The organism is Bradyrhizobium sp. ISRA430 (assembly GCF_029909975.1).
In the GTDB taxonomy this organism is placed as follows: Bacteria; Pseudomonadota; Alphaproteobacteria; order Rhizobiales; family Xanthobacteraceae; genus Bradyrhizobium.
Window position 1 is genome coordinate 6,420,886 of the sequence record NZ_CP094516.1, and the last position, 15,718, is coordinate 6,436,603.

15 protein-coding genes, 1 tRNA gene and 1 pseudogene are annotated in these 15,718 nt (G+C 64.0%); 9 read left to right on the forward strand and 8 right to left on the reverse strand.

All coding sequences use genetic code 11. From position 1 onward, the window contains the following. Positions 1 to 319 precede the first annotated feature (319 nt). Positions 320 to 1,210, reverse strand: a complete 891-nt coding sequence (locus tag MTX21_RS30475; RefSeq protein WP_280968308.1) for an N-formylglutamate amidohydrolase — start codon at positions 1,208 to 1,210, stop codon at positions 320 to 322. 328 nt (positions 1,211 to 1,538) lie between these two features. Between MTX21_RS30475 and MTX21_RS30480 the strand changes: the two genes are divergently transcribed. Together MTX21_RS30480 and MTX21_RS30485 are read left to right on the forward strand one after the other, a co-directional pair. After that, positions 1,539 to 1,898, forward strand: coding sequence for a response regulator (locus MTX21_RS30480; RefSeq protein WP_007597092.1), 360 nt, complete (start codon positions 1,539 to 1,541; stop codon positions 1,896 to 1,898). A gap of 74 nt (positions 1,899 to 1,972) precedes the next feature. Next, positions 1,973 to 2,047, forward strand: a tRNA-Val gene (locus MTX21_RS30485). Between the two features lie 184 nt (positions 2,048 to 2,231). Here MTX21_RS30485 and MTX21_RS30490 read toward each other — a convergent pair. From MTX21_RS30490 to dctP, 5 genes are read right to left on the reverse strand one after another with little or no spacing between them, the layout of a single operon-like run. Further along, positions 2,232 to 3,749, reverse strand: coding sequence for a malonyl-CoA synthase (locus MTX21_RS30490; protein ID WP_280968309.1), 1,518 nt, complete (start codon positions 3,747 to 3,749; stop codon positions 2,232 to 2,234). Then, on the reverse strand, positions 3,746 to 5,155 hold the full coding sequence (locus MTX21_RS30495; RefSeq protein WP_280968310.1) for a malonyl-CoA decarboxylase: 1,410 nt from the start codon (positions 5,153 to 5,155) through the stop codon (positions 3,746 to 3,748). The genes MTX21_RS30490 and MTX21_RS30495 overlap by 4 nt, the downstream gene beginning before the upstream one ends. A gap of 17 nt (positions 5,156 to 5,172) precedes the next feature. Beyond that, complete coding sequence (locus MTX21_RS30500; RefSeq protein ID WP_280968311.1) at positions 5,173 to 6,528, reverse strand: TRAP transporter large permease; 1,356 nt, start codon at positions 6,526 to 6,528, stop codon at positions 5,173 to 5,175. Beyond that, positions 6,525 to 7,085, reverse strand: a complete 561-nt coding sequence (locus MTX21_RS30505) for a TRAP transporter small permease (RefSeq protein WP_280968312.1) — start codon at positions 7,083 to 7,085, stop codon at positions 6,525 to 6,527. The genes MTX21_RS30500 and MTX21_RS30505 overlap by 4 nt, the downstream gene beginning before the upstream one ends. Further along, positions 7,082 to 8,101, reverse strand: a complete 1,020-nt coding sequence (gene dctP, locus MTX21_RS30510) for a TRAP transporter substrate-binding protein DctP (protein WP_280968313.1) — start codon at positions 8,099 to 8,101, stop codon at positions 7,082 to 7,084. Before dctP ends, MTX21_RS30505 begins: the two co-directional genes overlap by 4 nt. Positions 8,102 to 8,223: 122 nt before the next feature. On the opposite strand from dctP, the gene MTX21_RS30515 reads away from it, so the two are divergent. The 5 genes and pseudogenes from MTX21_RS30515 to MTX21_RS30535 all read left to right on the forward strand — a co-directional run bounded on the left by MTX21_RS30515 (position 8,224) and on the right by MTX21_RS30535 (position 10,563). After that, the gene (locus MTX21_RS30515; protein WP_280968314.1) at positions 8,224 to 8,910 is read left to right on the forward strand and encodes a GntR family transcriptional regulator; all 687 of its coding nucleotides are present in this window, start codon (positions 8,224 to 8,226) and stop codon (positions 8,908 to 8,910) included. Between the two features lie 66 nt (positions 8,911 to 8,976). Then, positions 8,977 to 9,204: a DUF2945 domain-containing protein gene (locus MTX21_RS30520; protein WP_280968315.1), complete on the forward strand. Its 228-nt coding sequence runs from the start codon at positions 8,977 to 8,979 to the stop codon at positions 9,202 to 9,204. Between the two features lie 34 nt (positions 9,205 to 9,238). Continuing rightward, positions 9,239 to 9,784 carry a DUF488 domain-containing protein gene (locus MTX21_RS30525; protein WP_280968316.1) on the forward strand — a complete coding sequence of 182 codons (546 nt, stop codon included), beginning with the start codon at positions 9,239 to 9,241 and terminating at the stop codon, positions 9,782 to 9,784. Between the two features lie 49 nt (positions 9,785 to 9,833). Next, a pseudogene (locus tag MTX21_RS30530) lies at positions 9,834 to 10,306 on the forward strand (L-2-amino-thiazoline-4-carboxylic acid hydrolase). A gap of 14 nt (positions 10,307 to 10,320) precedes the next feature. Next, complete coding sequence (locus MTX21_RS30535) at positions 10,321 to 10,563, forward strand: hypothetical protein (RefSeq protein WP_280968317.1); 243 nt, start codon at positions 10,321 to 10,323, stop codon at positions 10,561 to 10,563. Between the two features lie 57 nt (positions 10,564 to 10,620). On the opposite strand, the gene MTX21_RS30540 is transcribed toward MTX21_RS30535, so the two are convergent. Beyond that, positions 10,621 to 11,607 carry a helix-turn-helix domain-containing protein gene (locus MTX21_RS30540; RefSeq protein WP_280968318.1) on the reverse strand — a complete coding sequence of 329 codons (987 nt, stop codon included), beginning with the start codon at positions 11,605 to 11,607 and terminating at the stop codon, positions 10,621 to 10,623. Positions 11,608 to 12,000: 393 nt separating this feature from the next. Between MTX21_RS30540 and MTX21_RS30545 the strand changes: the two genes are divergently transcribed. Both MTX21_RS30545 and MTX21_RS30550 read left to right on the forward strand, forming a co-directional pair. Further along, positions 12,001 to 13,002, forward strand: a complete 1,002-nt coding sequence (locus MTX21_RS30545) for a formylglycine-generating enzyme family protein (RefSeq protein WP_280968319.1) — start codon at positions 12,001 to 12,003, stop codon at positions 13,000 to 13,002. A 197-nt stretch (positions 13,003 to 13,199) separates the two neighbouring features. Further along, entirely contained in the window at positions 13,200 to 14,732 is a 1,533-nt protein-coding gene (locus tag MTX21_RS30550) for an FAD-dependent monooxygenase (protein ID WP_280968320.1), read from the forward strand. Between the two features lie 178 nt (positions 14,733 to 14,910). Here the strand turns inward: MTX21_RS30550 and MTX21_RS30555 are convergent, their stop codons facing one another. After that, a complete protein-coding gene (locus tag MTX21_RS30555; protein ID WP_280968321.1) occupies positions 14,911 to 15,717 on the reverse strand; it encodes a shikimate dehydrogenase in 807 nt (268 codons plus the stop codon). Position 15,718 lies beyond the last annotated feature (1 nt).

The window sequence follows — 15,718 nt, forward strand, 5'->3', positions numbered from 1 at the left end:
CCCATTGAAATCCCTTATCAAAGAAACTGAATCTGGATTTCGCTGGAAGCAAATGAGCCCTGTGTTTTTTGCATGGGAAATGGCTCAAAAGCCCTTGCACTTTGTGCGGCGCAGTCGCATATTGTTGCGGTGCGGTAGCGCTCTGCGTTACCGCTGCCCTCCTTGGGCGTTTCCTCCCTAGACTTGGGCCGCTTGTTCATCACAAGCGGCCCTTTTTTCTTGAGGCGCCTGTTTTCATTTCGACGCGCGTACGAAGGCTAAGCGAAAACCCGGACGCGCGACGCGTCCGTTGCGATGGCGTGACGGAGAATGCGAATCGCTATTCCGCGGCCGCCTGGAACGGGCCGAGATCAGCGAAGGAAATCGTCGTCGCCAGCACATCGGCGAGAACCGCGAAGTCGGCAGCGACCTGCGAAAAGCGCGGCCCGCGCTCGCGCCGCCGCTCGTCCATGTAGATCGCGCGGTTGAGCTCGAGCTGCACCGCATGCAGGCCGCTGGCCGGGTTGCCGTAGTGCTCGGTGATGAAGCCGCCGGCATAGGGCTTGTTGCGGCCGACAGAATAGCCGAGCCCGCTCATGGTTTCCTCGACCCGGTCGGGCAGGAGCGGCGTGCAGCTCGTGCCGTAACGGTCGCCGATCACCACGTCGGGCCGCCGCGGCTCGTCGCGGGAAACGCCGACCGACGGCATCGAGTGACAATCGACCAGCACCACCGTGCCGAACATCTGGTGCACCTTGTTGATCAGCCGGCGCAGCGCGCGGTGGTACGGCTTGTAGAGCGCCTCGATTCGCGCCAGCGCATCATCGACCAGGATGCGTTCGCGATAGATCTCCTGGCCGTCGCCGACTACGCGCGGGATGGTGCCGAGGCCGCCGGCAACGCGCATCGAGCGGGTGTTGGCGAAGCTCGGCAGCCTTCCTGAGAACATCCGAGGGTCGAGCTCGTAGGGCTCGCGATTGACGTCGACATAGGAGCGCGGGAAGTTGACACGCACGGTCGGAAAGCCGCGACCGCTGAGATGGCCGATCAGCTCGTCCATGAACGAGTCTTCCGAACGCCGCAGCGTCGGCAGGTCGATCCGGGAGGCCAGCAGAAATTCGTCCGGGTAGGTAGAGCCGGAATGGGGCGAGTTGAAGATGATCGGCGCCCGCCACTCGGTGGGCTCCAGGATCTCGAACGCTGGCGACACGTCGCCGTCAAACCGGGTCATCGGAGGGGCTTCGTCCCTTTGCAGCCGCAGGATCCGGCGAGGCTCGGATCGATTCGATTCGATTCGGCCGGTGAGCGGCTCTTATGTGCGTTCATTGTCTGGAATCGCAACCATTCTGCCAAGCGAAAAAGTATGAAAGCGCCCCTGGAACGTGTCTTAACCGTGCGAGGTTACCTCGCCCTACGGCTCAATTGATTCACGACCTATTCCGGTTCACAAATAGCCGGTGGCACGCGGGCCCAGGGTAAACTTTTTCACCTCAAATTTACCCTCTATCGGGCTTAGTGACCTCTGCTGATGTCCTCCTGAGGATTCGACGTTTCCTGCCATGCCAAAGATCCTGCTCGCCGAAGACGACAACGACATGCGCCGTTTCCTGGTCAAGGCGCTGGAAAACGCCGGTTTTCAGGTCTCTTCGCACGACAATGGCATGGCCGCCTATCAGCGGTTGCGCGAAGAGCCGTTCGAGATGCTGCTCACCGACATCGTGATGCCGGAGATGGACGGCATCGAACTCGCCCGCCGTGCCTCGGAACTCGACCCCGACATCAAGATCATGTTCATCACCGGCTTCGCCGCGGTGGCCCTGAACTCGGATTCGGACGCCCCCAAGAACGCCAAGGTGCTGTCCAAGCCCGTGCACCTGCGCGAATTGGTCAGCGAAGTAAACAAGATGCTGGCGGCCTGAATCGGCGCCGTTCCGTCCTTGCGCAGGCTCCCCTGAGCCGTTATAGGGACCCCACCCGATCTAGACGACCTCTAGGGCACGTAGCTCAGCGGGAGAGCACTACCTTGACATGGTAGGGGTCACAGGTTCGATCCCTGTCGTGCCCACCATCCTTCGCTCGCACAGCGAGAGAAGGATGCCGCGCCGAAGCCCAACCGGCGCAGGGGGCTTTTCGCCGCGAGCTACGGCTCGGCAAGCCACGATCTTACGTAGCGGCCGCCAATCCCATCAATGCGAAGCGTGTCTGGCGTAGCTCGAGCGTAGCGAAAGCGAGACGGACCTATCACGCCTCGATCAGGTCGAGGCATAGAGATCGGCAAAGCGTTCCCGCAAGAGGTTCTTTTGAACCTTACCCATGGTGTTGCGCGGAAGCGTCTCGACAAAGACGACGCGCTTGGGTTGCTTGAATTTTGCCAATCGTCCCGACAGCGCGGCGAGAATGGCGCGTTCATCCACCGTTGCGCCGGATGACCGCACGACCGCAGCCGTAACGCCCTCGCCGAAGTCGGCATGCGGCACGCCGACGACGGCGCTTTCGAAGACTCCCGGGATTGCGTCGATTTCCGTCTCGATCTCCTTCGGATAGACGTTGAAGCCGCCGGTGATGATGAGATCCTTGCCGCGGCCGACGATGTGCAGATAGCCGTTGGCATCGAGCTTGCCGAGATCGCCGGTGATGAAGAAGCTGTCGGCGCGGAATTCGGCGGCGGTCTTGTCAGGCATGTTCCAGTAGCCTGCGAATACGTTCGGTCCCTTCACTTCGATCATGCCGACTTCGTCCGCGGGCAGCCCGGCACCGCTCTCGGGATCGGTGATGCGAACCTCGACGGCGGGCAGGGGACGGCCCACCGAGCCCGGGATGCGCGGACCGTCATAGGGATTGGAGGCGATCATGCCGGTCTCGGTCATGCCGTAGCGCTCGAGGATCTCGTGTCCCGTCCGCTCCTTCCAGGCGCGGTGGGTCTCGGCCAGGAGCGGCGCCGAGCCGGCGACGAACAGCCTCATGTTGGCGGTGGTGCGCTCGCTCAAATTCGTGCTCTGGAGCAGGCGAACGTAGAAGGTCGGCACGCCCATCAGCACGCTCGCCCGCGCCATTGCGACCAGGATCCGTTCGGCGTCGAACTTCTGCATGAAGAGAATGCGCGAACGCGCGGCGAAGGTCACGTTGCCGGCCACGAACAGCCCGTGGATGTGATAGATCGGCAGGGCATGGATCAGGACATCCCGCTGCGAGTAGCGCCATTGCTCGACGAGCGTCAGGGCGTTCGAGACCAGATTGCCGTGCGTCAGCATGGCGCCTTTCGAACGGCCGGTCGTGCCTGACGTGTAGAGAATGGCCGCGAGGTCATCCTTCGCTCGGGGCACGGTGTCGAATTCTGCGGGAAAGCCCGCCGCGGCGTCGACGAGCGAGCCCTTGCCTTGCTCGTCGAGCGTCTCGACGCGTCCGCCGGCTTTTGCGGTGATGGCGCGCAGGTCAGCTTCCTCCCTCGGATCGCACACGATCAATGTCGGCCGGGCATCGCGGATGAAATACTCGGTTTCAGCCGGCGTATAAGCGGTGTTGAGCGGCAGATAGACCGCACCGGAGCGGAGTGTTGCCAAATACAGCGCGATCGCCTCGACGGACTTCTCGACCTTTGCAGCGACGCGGTGGTTCGGGCCGATGCCGCTCCTGGCAAGGAAGTTTGCAAACCTGCCGCTCAGCGCCGCGAGTTCGGCGTAGCTCAATGTCGCGCCGTTCTCCTTCTCGATGCAGATCGACTGGTCGGAATCCGCAGAAGCAAGCAGGCGGCCGTACAGGTTCCAGGTCATGACGAGATCTTCCGTTGGGAGTTGGTTTGGGGGCTGGGAACAAGTTCGCGCGACGACAGCCTTGCGCGGAGCGCCTTCTTCACCTTGTCGGACGTCACCACGGTGCCGTGCTCCGCAAAAGCTTCGTGGTTCGCCTCGATGTGATCGAGTGCGTAGAGATAGTTGACCATCAGGCCGTAGGATTGCTTGATGCCCTTGGCGGAAGCGTCGCCGAGGAAATTCAGCCGTTCCAGGCGCGCGCCGTTGCCGAGATGGAAGCGGGCGACCGGATCGGCCGGCTTGCCTGACGGCAGCTTCGCCTTCAGGAAGTAATAGGCGGCAAGAGCGGTGATGGCCTCTTTCGCCTGCGCGATGTCGCCGCCGCCATCGAGCGCGGTCATCGCGCGCCGCGTGTCCTCATCGACCGCACCGGAGGCCTCGGCCTTGAGTTCGCGCCGCACCCAGCCGGCAAAGCCGGGGACCGGCGACAGGGTGACGAAGGTCTTCAGGTTCGGGAGCTCGCGGGCGAGGTCCTGCACCACCTGCTTGATCAGGAAACTGCCGAACGAGACGCCGGCAAGGCCCTTTTGCGTGTTCGAGATCGAGTAGAACACGGCGGTCGTGGCTTCACGTGCGGCGATCGCCTGGCGGGATCTGTCGAGCAGCGGACCGATCGCGCCGGGAATCTCCTTCGCGAGTGCGACCTCGACGAAGATCAAGGGCTCGTCGACGAGCTGGGGATGAAAGAACGCGTAGCAGCGGCGGTCCGACGGCTCGAGCCGATTGCGCAGATCGTCCCAGTCTTGGATGGCGTGGACGGCTTCATACCTGATGATCTTCTCGAGGACGTTGGCCGACGTGGTCCAATCGATCGGTCGCAGCACGAGGAAGCCCCTGTTGAACCAGGACGAGAACAGATGGACGAAATCGTCGTCGACCGACTGGAGCTCGGGATGCTCACGTAGGAGCGAGAGCAGCACCTCCCGCATGCGCACCAGGGAGGCTGTCCCGCCGGGTGCCAGATTGAGACGTCGGATCAGCTCCTGCCGGCGCGGCTCCGCCGCGGCATGGAGCGCCTCGAGCTTGCTGCCGTCGCCGCCCTCCTTGCGCTGGTAGGCAGCAATCGCAAGCTCGATCGCGCGACGGTCGGGTCCGAACCGGTCGGCGAGCGAGGAGAGGAATTTCAGCCGCTGGGGCTCGCCCGCCCGCTCGAAGGCTGCGAGCAGCGATTGCGCGATCGCAACGCCGGAGGCTTCGCCGCGCCGGGACAGCAGCGCCTCGCCCAGAAGCTCGAGATCGCGACCCTCGCCTGCATCGTGTTCCGGCTTGATGCCCAGAACCGCGCGGCCACGTTGCGTCAACGTATCGATGAGCCCTTGCAGGAATTCGGGCGCCGTGATCCGTCCGGACCTCGTGTCGTTCAGCATGGTTCATGCCTCCTCGGTTAACGCGACGGGGCGCCCATCACCAGATTGGGCAGAAAAGTGGAGATCGAGGGCACCAGGCAAAGCAGGACGACCGCGAACGCCATCAGCAGCACGAAGGGCAGCGTTCCCCAGATCACGTCCCGCAACGGGATGTCGGGCGCGATGTTTCTGATGACGAAGATGTTGAGGCCGACCGGTGGATGGATCAGGCCCATCTCCATCACGATCGTCATCACCACGCCGAACCAGATCAGGTCGAAGCCTGCGTCCTTGAGCGGCGGCAGGATGATCGGCGCGGTCATCAGGATGATCGAGACCGGCGGCAGGAAGAAGCCGAGCACGACCACCAGCACCAGGATCGCTCCCAGCAGCACCCATCGCGAGAGCTCCATCGCCACGATCGCCTGCGCCGCCGCCTGGCTGATGTGGAGATAGCTCATCACGTAGGAGTAGAGCAGCGACATGCCGATGATCAGCATCAGCATGGTCGATTCCTTCAGCGTCGATTCCAGGATCGGGCTGAGATCCTTGGGGCGCCACACACCATAGATCGAGGCGATCAGAACGAGCGCCAGGATGCCGCCAAGGCCTGCGGTTTCCGACGGCGTGGCATAGCCGCCATAGAGCGCAATCATCACGCCGCTGAGCAGCACGACGAAGGGCAGGACGCGCGGCAGCGCGCCAAACCGCATCGCCATGGTGAAGCGCTCGTTCATAAGGATCGGATGCTGCACAGGGTCCGCGGCATAGGCCCGTTGCGCTGCTGCGTATTCAGCCTTGAACCTCAGCACCGCGTAGGTCGCAAACAGGACCACCAGGAGAAGACCCGGTCCGATGCCCGCGAGGAACAGACGCCCGAGCGACTGCTCCGCCGCAACCGCATACAGGATCATGGTGATCGAGGGCGGCAGCAGGATGCCCAGCGTGCCGCCGGCCGCGATGACGCCCGCAGCAAAGCCGCCGGAATATCCCCGCTTGCGCATTTCGGGAATGCCAGCCGAACCGATCGCCGAGCAGGTCGCCGGAGACGATCCGGCCATCGCCGCGAACAGCGCGCAGGCAAATACATTGGCGATGCCGAGTCCACCAGGGATGCGGCCCATCCAGACGTGCAGCGCGCTGTAGAGGTCCTGTCCCGCCTTCGACTTGCCGATCGCAGCGCCCTTGAGGATGAAGAGCGGGATGGCCAGCAGCGTGATCGAGGCCATCTCCTCATAGACGTTCTGCGTCACTGTATCGAGCGACGCGGCAGGCATGAAGAAATACATGAAGATCACCGCGACGGCGCCGAGCGCCAGCGCAATCGGCATCCCCGAGGCCATCACGGCAAGCGTGGCTCCGCCATACATCAGTCCGACGGCAAACGTGCTCATTTGCTCCTCCATCCGTCGATGCCTGAGGCGAGCTGAAGCGCGATCTGCAGCGTCAGCAGCGTCATGCCGAGCGCCATCATGCTGTAGGGAATCCACAGTGGCGGTGCCCAGGTCGAGCCGGACACCTGTCCGTCGACCCATGCCTCGTGGAACAGCGTCCATGATTTCCAGGCGAAGAAGCAGCAGAACAACAAGCTTGCCGCGTCGACCGCGAGGATGCGGATCGCGTTGCCGCGCTTCGTGAGATAGCCCGTGAGGGCTTCGATGCCGATGTGGCCGCGGCCGGCCTGCACGAACGCGGTGGACAGGAACGTAGCGCCGACCAGCAGGAAAACTGCGGCCTCGTCCTGCCAATAGGTTGCGGCGTTGAAGAAGTAGCGCGCTGCCACGCTGTAGCTCAGGATCGCGCTCGCGATGATGAGCGCGATCGAGCAGAGGACGACGATCGTCCTGTTGAGCAGGGTCATGGCGCGGTTGATCCGCCCGACCGGAGAGCCGGGCCGCGCTGCCGCCGTCACGACGACGGAATGGCCGAGATCGACGCCGTGCGCGCTCATGAGCCGGCCTCCATGGCAAGCTTGATCAAGCGGGCGCAGTTCTCGTTCTTGCTGGCGTAATCCTTCCAGGCCGTGTCGCGCGCGAGGTCTCGCCACGCCTGGACCGCCTTGGCGTCGAGATCGTGGACGGTCGCGCCGGCGGCTCCGTAGACCTTCGCCACGCGAACATCGTCCTCTACCGCCGCAGCGCGACCGAACTCTTCGAGCTCGGCGCCGACCGAAACGATGACGTCGCGTTCCTCGTTCGAAAGCCGGTCGAACACCGCCTTCGACATGACCAGCGGCTCGAGCATGAACCAATAGCTCTTGGCCCGCCCGGTCGTCAGATGCTTGGCGAGCTCCTCCAGGCGGAACGAGGTCAGGCTGGTGGACGAGGTGAGGGCGGCATCGCAGGCGCCGGTCTGCATCGCCGCATAGAGTTCGTTGGAAGGGAGCGACAGGACCGAGGCACCGGCGGCCTGAAGCACGAGATCCATCTCGCGCGAGCCGCCGCGGATCTTCATGCCCTTGGCATCGCCGACTTCGACCAGTGGACGCACGCGGCTGGCGGCACCGCCGGCCTGCCAGATCCAGGTGACGATGATGACGCCTTTGGCTGCAAGGTACTTGCTGAACTCCCGGCCGATCGCCTTGTTCTTCCAGCCGAGACCTTCGTCGTAGCCGGTCACGAGGCCCGGCATCAGACCGATGTTGAGTTCGGGAAGATCGCCGCCGGCGTAGGAGATCGGAATGAGGCTCATGTCGAGCGCGCCTTTGCGCATCGCCGAGAACTGGGCGTTGGTCTTCATCAGCGATGAGCCGGGATAGATCTCGGCGATCATCGCTCCCTTGCTGCGCTCCTGGATCAGGGCGGCAAAGCGTCGGCAGAGCCGGTCGCGGAAATCGCCCTCGGTCGCGGTGCCACCCGGAAACTGGTGCGAGATCTTCAGTGCCGTGGCAGCACGCGCCGCCCCGAACCGGAGCAGCGCCGGTGCGGCTATTCCGAGGGCCAGGGCTTGGCGTCTTGAGAACCTCATTCCATACCTCCCGTTCTAGATTGCATTTTTTAATAACAATATTGCATACAATCTGTAGGTCAACTGCATGCTGTATGTTTTGTCAAGGCCATGGTATGAAATTGGGCCGACGAGTGTATACAATGAGCCAGGCCTTCAGACTGAAACAGTCGATCGAAGACGCTGTAATTGCTGGGGAATTTCTGCCGGGCGATCGCCTTGACGAGGCGTCGCTGGCCGAGCGATTCGGGGTGTCCCGGACCCCCATCCGGGAGGCGCTGCTTCAGCTCGGCGCCGAAGGCTTCATCGATGTCCGCCCACGCCGCGGCGCGATTGTCAGTGTCCCGTCACCGACCCGGCTGTTCGAGATGTTCGAGACCATGGCCGAGATCGAAAGCGCCTGCGGCAGGCTGGCGGCGCGTCGCCTTACGCCGGAGAACGATGCGGCGATGGAAGCTGCGCATCGCGCGTGCGAAGTGGCTGCGCGGGAAGGCGACAGCGAGCAGTACTATGCCGACAATCGCAATTTTCACGAAGCGATCTACCGCGCGAGCCGCAACGGCTTTCTCGCCGATCAGGCCTTCGCGCTGCATAAGCGCTTGAGCGCCTATCGCCGCATCCAACTGCGAGCGCGCAATCGTCTGCTGCAATCGCTCCAGGAGCACGCCGGAATCCTCGAAGCGATCCGCGCCGGCGATGAGCAACTCGCGGCAACGCGGCTTCATGACCACGTGCTGGTGCAGGGCGAGCGGTTCTCGGACATGGTGCTCGGACTCGCAGGGGATCGACGATCAAGCACGGCCGGGAGCAGGAGCGGGACGGCGAAATAGAAGCGGACCTATCGCAATTGGGCGCGACCGCTGGAACGGCCCGGCCCCGGCCGGCATTGATGTTCCATGTCCAAGACGCCTGAAAAGACATTTAAGGTCGGCGACCACGTGAGCTGGAATTCCGAGGCCGGCCGTGTGCGCGGCCATATCCTGCGTGTGCACAAGAAGGATGTGGACTACAAGGGTTACGTCCACCACGCGAGCCCGGATGATCCGCAATACGAGATCAGGAGCGACAAGACCGACCACGTCGCCCTGCATAAGGGCCGAGCGCTGCGGCTGCTGCGGAGCTGAACGACCGCGGCCGAGCTGACAGGCAGGGTATCCCATGGCTCATCCGTTCTATACGCTTGGCCACGCCACCCGCCCGATCGACGATTTCGTCGCGTTGTTGCAGAGCGCCTCCGTCACGCGCGTTGTCGACGTTCGCACGGTGCCGCGTTCGCGCACCAATCCGCAGTACAACTCCGAGATCTTGCCGCAATCGCTCGCTGCGCATGCGATCGGCTATGAGCATATCGCCGCCCTCGGTGGCCTGCGCGGCCGCAAGCGCGAGGTGCCGCGCGCGACCAACGCCTTCTGGCAGAACGACAGCTTTCACAATTACGCCGACTATGCCATCAGCGACGCCTTTCGGATGGGCCTCGCGCATCTGCGCGAACTGGGGCACGCGCAGCGTTGCGCCATCGTTTGTGCGGAGACGGTGTGGTGGCGATGCCACCGGCGGATCATCACCGATTATCTCATCGCCGCCGGCGAGACCGTGTTTCACATCCTGGGACCCGGCAAAATTGAGCAGGCCGAGATCAATCCGGCCGCGCGCATCGAGCCTGACGGCCATCTGACCTACCCTGCGGAATCCTCGGTTAGCTAATCGTCTCGGGTCGGGATATGCTTGCCGCAGCGAAAACGAGGAGGCGTGGATGAGCGTTTCCGTGATCGAACAGGCGAAGATCCAGGCAGAGGTGCTGATCCCGCTGGTCAAGGCCTTGCAGGCCGAGCTTGGCGAAGCGCGGGCCAACGCGCTGGTGCGCAAGGCGCTCGGCGATCTCTATCGCCGCTATGGCGAGGAGTTTTGGAAAGCCAAGAACGAGACCAAGTCGGCAAGGCCGTCGCGTCGGCCTTCAAGACCTACGCCCATGATGATGCGCTCGCCTACGACGTGATCGAGCAGAGTGAGGACTCATTCGCCTTCGATGTGAAGCGGTGCGCTTACGCCGAGTTCTACAAGGCGCTTGGCGAGCCGGAGCTCGGCTTTCTCCTGATCTGCACCGCCGACTTTGCGACGGCGGCGGGATTCGGTTCCGACATCAAGCTGACGCGCACGCAGACGATCATGCAGGGCGCGACCCATTGTAACTTCCGCTACCGGCGCGACCCGGCCGGGCCGAAATAGAGGATGCTCCGGCCATGAAGGTGACCTGTCTTGCAACCGCGATGCTGGCGCTGATCGCCTCGAGCGCCCACGCGCGCATCATCGATTGGCAGGCCGAGCTCGATCGTTGCCGCGCATTGCGCGAGAATGTCGCGCCGCTGCTCCAGGCCGGCGAGGGCATCTCCGCCGTCGCACGCTCCGGCGCCACGGCGCGCCGCTGCGCCTGGATCGAGCGCAGGGCGGCCCGCAAGAAGATCTCCGGTGTGGAGGCGCGATAGAGGCGGCCGTCGCGCTTTTGCGGTGGCGACCCCGCATCGGGTGTGGGTGCGACCACGTTAGGCGCTGATGCCTTGGGCCTTCGCAAGAGCGGGCGGTGCGATGCCCAATGTCTGTGATGGGTGCTCGCCGAACATCATGAAATAATAGTGTGCGAAACGCCCGAGCTCGTAAAAGCCCTGCTGCATCGCGACCGCCGCCACGGTGGTTGAGCCGGGCGCGCTTTCGCGCAGAATGGAATAGATGGTGCAGAGGCGCTTGTGCCGCAGAAAGGTGACGGGCCCGAGGCCGAACACCTCCTGAAAGGCGCGATGCAAGGTGCGTCGCGAGACCCCCAGCTCCGCGCAGATCGCCGAAACGTGCACCGGGCGTGGGCCGGCCTCGTCCAGATAGTCTTCGACCCTGCGGATGAGCCGCCTTGCCGACGGCAGCCAACCGCTGTCATCGGGCGGAAGAGACGACATGACGTTGGCGGCCATGCATTCGGCGATCGACCGCTTCCAGAAATTCGCGTTCGACGGCATCAGCGCATATCTGTGGGTGCGCAGGTGAGACATGATCTGCACCAGACGGCGCGAAGCGAGCGCGCCGGTCGCGGTGTCCGCCCGGAAATGGCCCCGGCTGCGCCACATCTCAGGATCGCCCAGCCGCGTCTCGCCGCCGAACAGCGACGTCACCTCGTTGAGGTCGAGCCGCATGGCCGCGTAGGCCGATGCACCGTGAAAGACGCCGTCATGCTCGAGCAGGGGTGGAATCACGAGCACATCGTTGAGCTGCATGTCGAACGACCAATGCGCCACGCGCTGCTCCGCCCCCAGCAGCATGCCGATGATCAGCTTGTCGTCGCTGGAGATACGCTGCGTGCGCATGCCGACGTTGAAGGCGCCGATGCTGAGGGAAAAATCGCCGATCCCGATATGGGACAATGTCCCGCGCAGCCGACCGCGTCCGAGCTGCATGACGTCGACGTGCGAACCGTGAACGGCCTGGTGAAGGCCCTCGAAGCCATCAAGCTTCTGCGAATCAACCAGAAGGAATCGCCCCATGGTTGGACGGTCATACCGAAGCGCGACAATTGTGCGGCAAACTGCAGAATACTACCGCAACGGGAGGCGGGTGCGACAACGTGGCTTCGCATTTTGAGGTAAGTCATCGCCGAATTTGACGCGATATCCCCCCGTAACCACTGTCGGTTGAAGGGGTTTGCGCGTGCGTCGTCAAGGCTCGCCGGCCGTCGCGAGGTGCTGGCACAATCTGCACATCACAGCTAACCAATCTTCGGATACCGTTTGCAACCTAGGCGATATTTGCGTGGGACTTCGACGCCAGGAAGGGGGACCAGCCAATGTGTCCAGCGTACAGGGCGGACCGTCACCGTCGACGCTCCCTGAATTCCGCTCCGTAGCATCAGGTGGAATGCGCGTATCGGGGTTTCCACCATGCTGCGGGCGGGTCTGGATCGTTGCGAATGGTTGCCGGATGACGTGAAGACCGGCGAGATGGTCTTCATTCCCGGCGGCACCTTCCGGATGGGCTCCGACCATCATTATCCGGAAGAATCTCCGAGCCATCGCGTATCCGTCGACGGTTTCTGGATCGACCGCACGCCGGTGACCAACCGGCAGTTCAAGAAATTCGTCAATGCGACCGGCCACGTCACCGAGGCGCAGATCGTCCCTGATCCCAAGGACTATCCCGGCGCGCTCAAGGAGATGCTCTACGCCGGCTCGCTGGTGTTCTCGCCGCTGCCGCGCATCACCGATCTCTGCGATTGGAGCCAGTGGTGGAGCTTCATGCGCGGTGCCGATTGGCGCCATCCCTATGGCCCCGGCAGCAACATCAAGGGGCTCGACGATCACCCCGTCGTCCACGTGTCCCAGAGCGACGCGATCGCCTATGCGCGCTGGGCCGGCAAGGATCTGCCGACCGAAGCGGAGTGGGAGTTCGCCGCGCGCGGCGGCCTCGACGGCGAAGAGTTCGCCTGGGGCGATGCGCTGATGCCGGGTGGCAAGCACATGGCCAACATCTGGCAGGGAAACTTCCCTGTCCAGAATCTCTGCGAGGATGGGTTCGAGCGTACCTCGCCGGTCATGGCCTTTCCGCCGAACGGCTACGGCCTCTACGACATGATCGGCAACGTCTGGGAGTGGACCTCCGACTGGTGGTCGGCGCGGCACGAGGCGGACGCCAGATGCATCCCGCACAACCCGCGTGGCGGGCGCGAGGAGGCGAGCTTCGACCCAAGCGAGCCCAACATCAGAATTCCGCGCAAGGTTCTCAAGGGCGGCTCGCATCTCTGCGCACCGAACTATTGCCGGCGCTATCGTCCCGCCGCGCGACATGCCGAGCCGATCGACACCTCAACCAGCCATATCGGATTCAGGTGTGTGGTGCGGCTGCCGGGCCGGACAACTGATATGTCCAGAGCTGGCGCAGCGTGATCAGCATGGTCCGACGCGTGTCGCGCCGCCACGAACCATCCAGATAAAATCGTCAGGACTCCGCATCGCCGCGGATCGGCTGGAGGAAAAAACGCCTATCCTCCCAGCTCTATATGTGGCTCGCAACGGGCTTGCTTCAAGACCCCGGTCATCCCGTAGAACCCCCGGCCTCAGCCACAACCTTGGGGGGTCACGAGATGAGCGTATTGATGTCGACGGAGCGGACGCAGGCGGCCGGGCGGATCGCGGGAACGGCGATCATTGGCCATGCGGTGGTGATCGTCGGGGCAGGGCCGACAGGACTGATGCTCGCAGGCGAGCTGCGGCTTGCGGGCGTCGACGTCGCCATCGTCGAGCGGCGCGTCAGCCAGGACCTCGTCGGCATGCGTGCCGGCGGATTGCATGCGCGCAGCATCGAGATTCTCGATCAGCGCGGGCTCGCGGACCGCTTCCTTGGCGAGGGGCAGGTGGCCCAGGTCGCGGGCTTCGCCTGGAATCATCTCGATATCAGCGATCTCCCCACCCGGCACCCGTATGTACTCGCGCTGCGGCAGAGCCGCATCGAGCGCATTTTGGCCGACTGGGCCAGCGAACTCGGCGTACCGATCTATCGCGGGCGCGAGGTGAGGGCCATCTCGCAGGACGAGGCTGGCGTCGATATCGACGCGGCCGGTGGCCCGCCGCTCCGGGCGGACTATCTCGTCGGGTGCGACGGCGGACGAAGCCTGGTCCGCAAGGCTGCGGGCATCGACTTCCCCGGCTGGGATCCGACCATAAGTTGCCTGATCGCCGAGGCTGAGATCACCGAGGAGCCGGAATGGGGCCTTCGCCGCGACGACAAGGGCATCCACTCCTTCGCGCGCCTTGAGGATGGGCCGGTGCGGATCATGGTGACCGAACCGCTCGACGGAGCGACCGGACGGAGCGAGCCGTCCTTGCGCGATCTCAGCGACGCCCTCATCGCCGTCCACGGCACCGACTACGGGATCCACACGCCGACCTCGATCTCGCGATTCACCGATATGACCCGGCAGGCGGCCACCTATCGGGACAGGCGGGTGCTGCTGGCCGGCGACGCCGCGCATGTGCATTCGCCGGTCGGTGGGCAGGGCCTCAACACCGGCATGCAGGATGCGGTGAATCTCGGATGGAAGCTGGCGCAGGTCGTGAAGGGGACGTCGTCGGAAAGCCTGCTGGATAGCTACCACGCCGAGCGCCATCCGGTCGCCGCGTGCGTCCTGCGCAACACCATGGCACAAACCGCGCTGCTTCGCCACGACGATCGCATCGACGCCTTGCGCGACACCGTGTCCGGACTCTTGCGCATGGACGAGCCGCGCCGACGCTTCGGTGCGATGATGTCGGGCCTCGACATCCGCTATGACCTCGGCGAGGGACATCCGCTGCTTGGGCGCCGCATGCCCGATCTTGATCTCGTGACCCGCTTTGGTCCGCTCAGAATGTTCAGCCTGCTGCATGGCGGGCGCGCCGTGCTGCTCAATCTCGGCGCGCCCGGCAGCTTCGAGATCGCGCCTTGGGCGGATCGGGTGCAGTTGATGGATGCCGACTATGCCGGCTCGTGGGAGCTTCCCGCGCTGGGCGCGGTCGCTGCGCCGCGTGCCGTGCTGGTGCGGCCTGATGGCTATGTCGCGTGGGTAGGAGACACAGGCCGGAGCGGACTCACCGAGGCGCTCACCACCTGGTTCGGCCCGCCTGTTGCGGAAATATGAAGGTGTGCTTGCGATCGAGAGTGTGAGTTGGGCGAACTGTGACGCCACACCTTACTCCGTCATTGCGAGCGCAGCGAAGCAATCCAGACTGCGGCCGCGGAAAGACTCTGGATTGCTTCGCTGCGCTCGCAATGACGATATGGCAGCATTTCGCGCAACTGCTCCAACATCGATCGCGTCAGCGATCACGCAATGAAGTTTCACCCCGCCAGAACGCCGTTTGCAGTGGGAGCTGATGCCGGATCATGGCAACACCGTCGATGACCTTGAGGCCGCGCGCGGCGCTCGCCTCCATGAACTCGGTGCGGCGTGCGGCGATGATGTCGAACACCGCGCAATCGCGCGGTAACCTCATAGGATCCATCGGCAGTGCGTCGGTCGCATGCAGGCCGAGCGAGGTCGCATTCACGCAGAGGCCGGCGTCGTCGAAGCGCTCCTCGAGGTCGATAGCGAGATCGGGAAATTGTCCGCGCAGCCGTGTCGCGAGCGCTTCGACCGGGCCGGGCGCCTCGTTGAGGATGCGCAGCCGTTTCAGGCCGGCCGTCGCAAGCGCGTGGCAGATCGCGCGGCCGGCGCCGCCCGCGCCGATCACGACACAGCGACGGTTTGGATCGAAGATCCCGGCCTGGCGCGCCGCATTCAGAAAGCCGCCGCCGTCGAAGGACTCGCCGACCAGCCTGCCATTCGCCTCGATGCGGATGGTGTTGACCACGCCCTCGAACTTGGCGGCGGGGCCGACCTCGTCGCAGAGCTCGAACGCGGCCGGCTTGTGCGGCATGGTCAGGTTGAAGCCCGCAGTGCTCGGCGACTTCGCCAGCGCCCGGATCGTCTCGGCGAGATCTTTTGGCGTCACATCCATCGGCACCATGTGCCAGTCGAGCCCCTGCTCCCCAAAATAAGGCGTGTAGTAACGCGGTGCGCCGACATGGCCGGCGGGGTGGGCGAAGATGAAGACGACGCGCGAGGCGCCGGTCGGAAGCTTCATG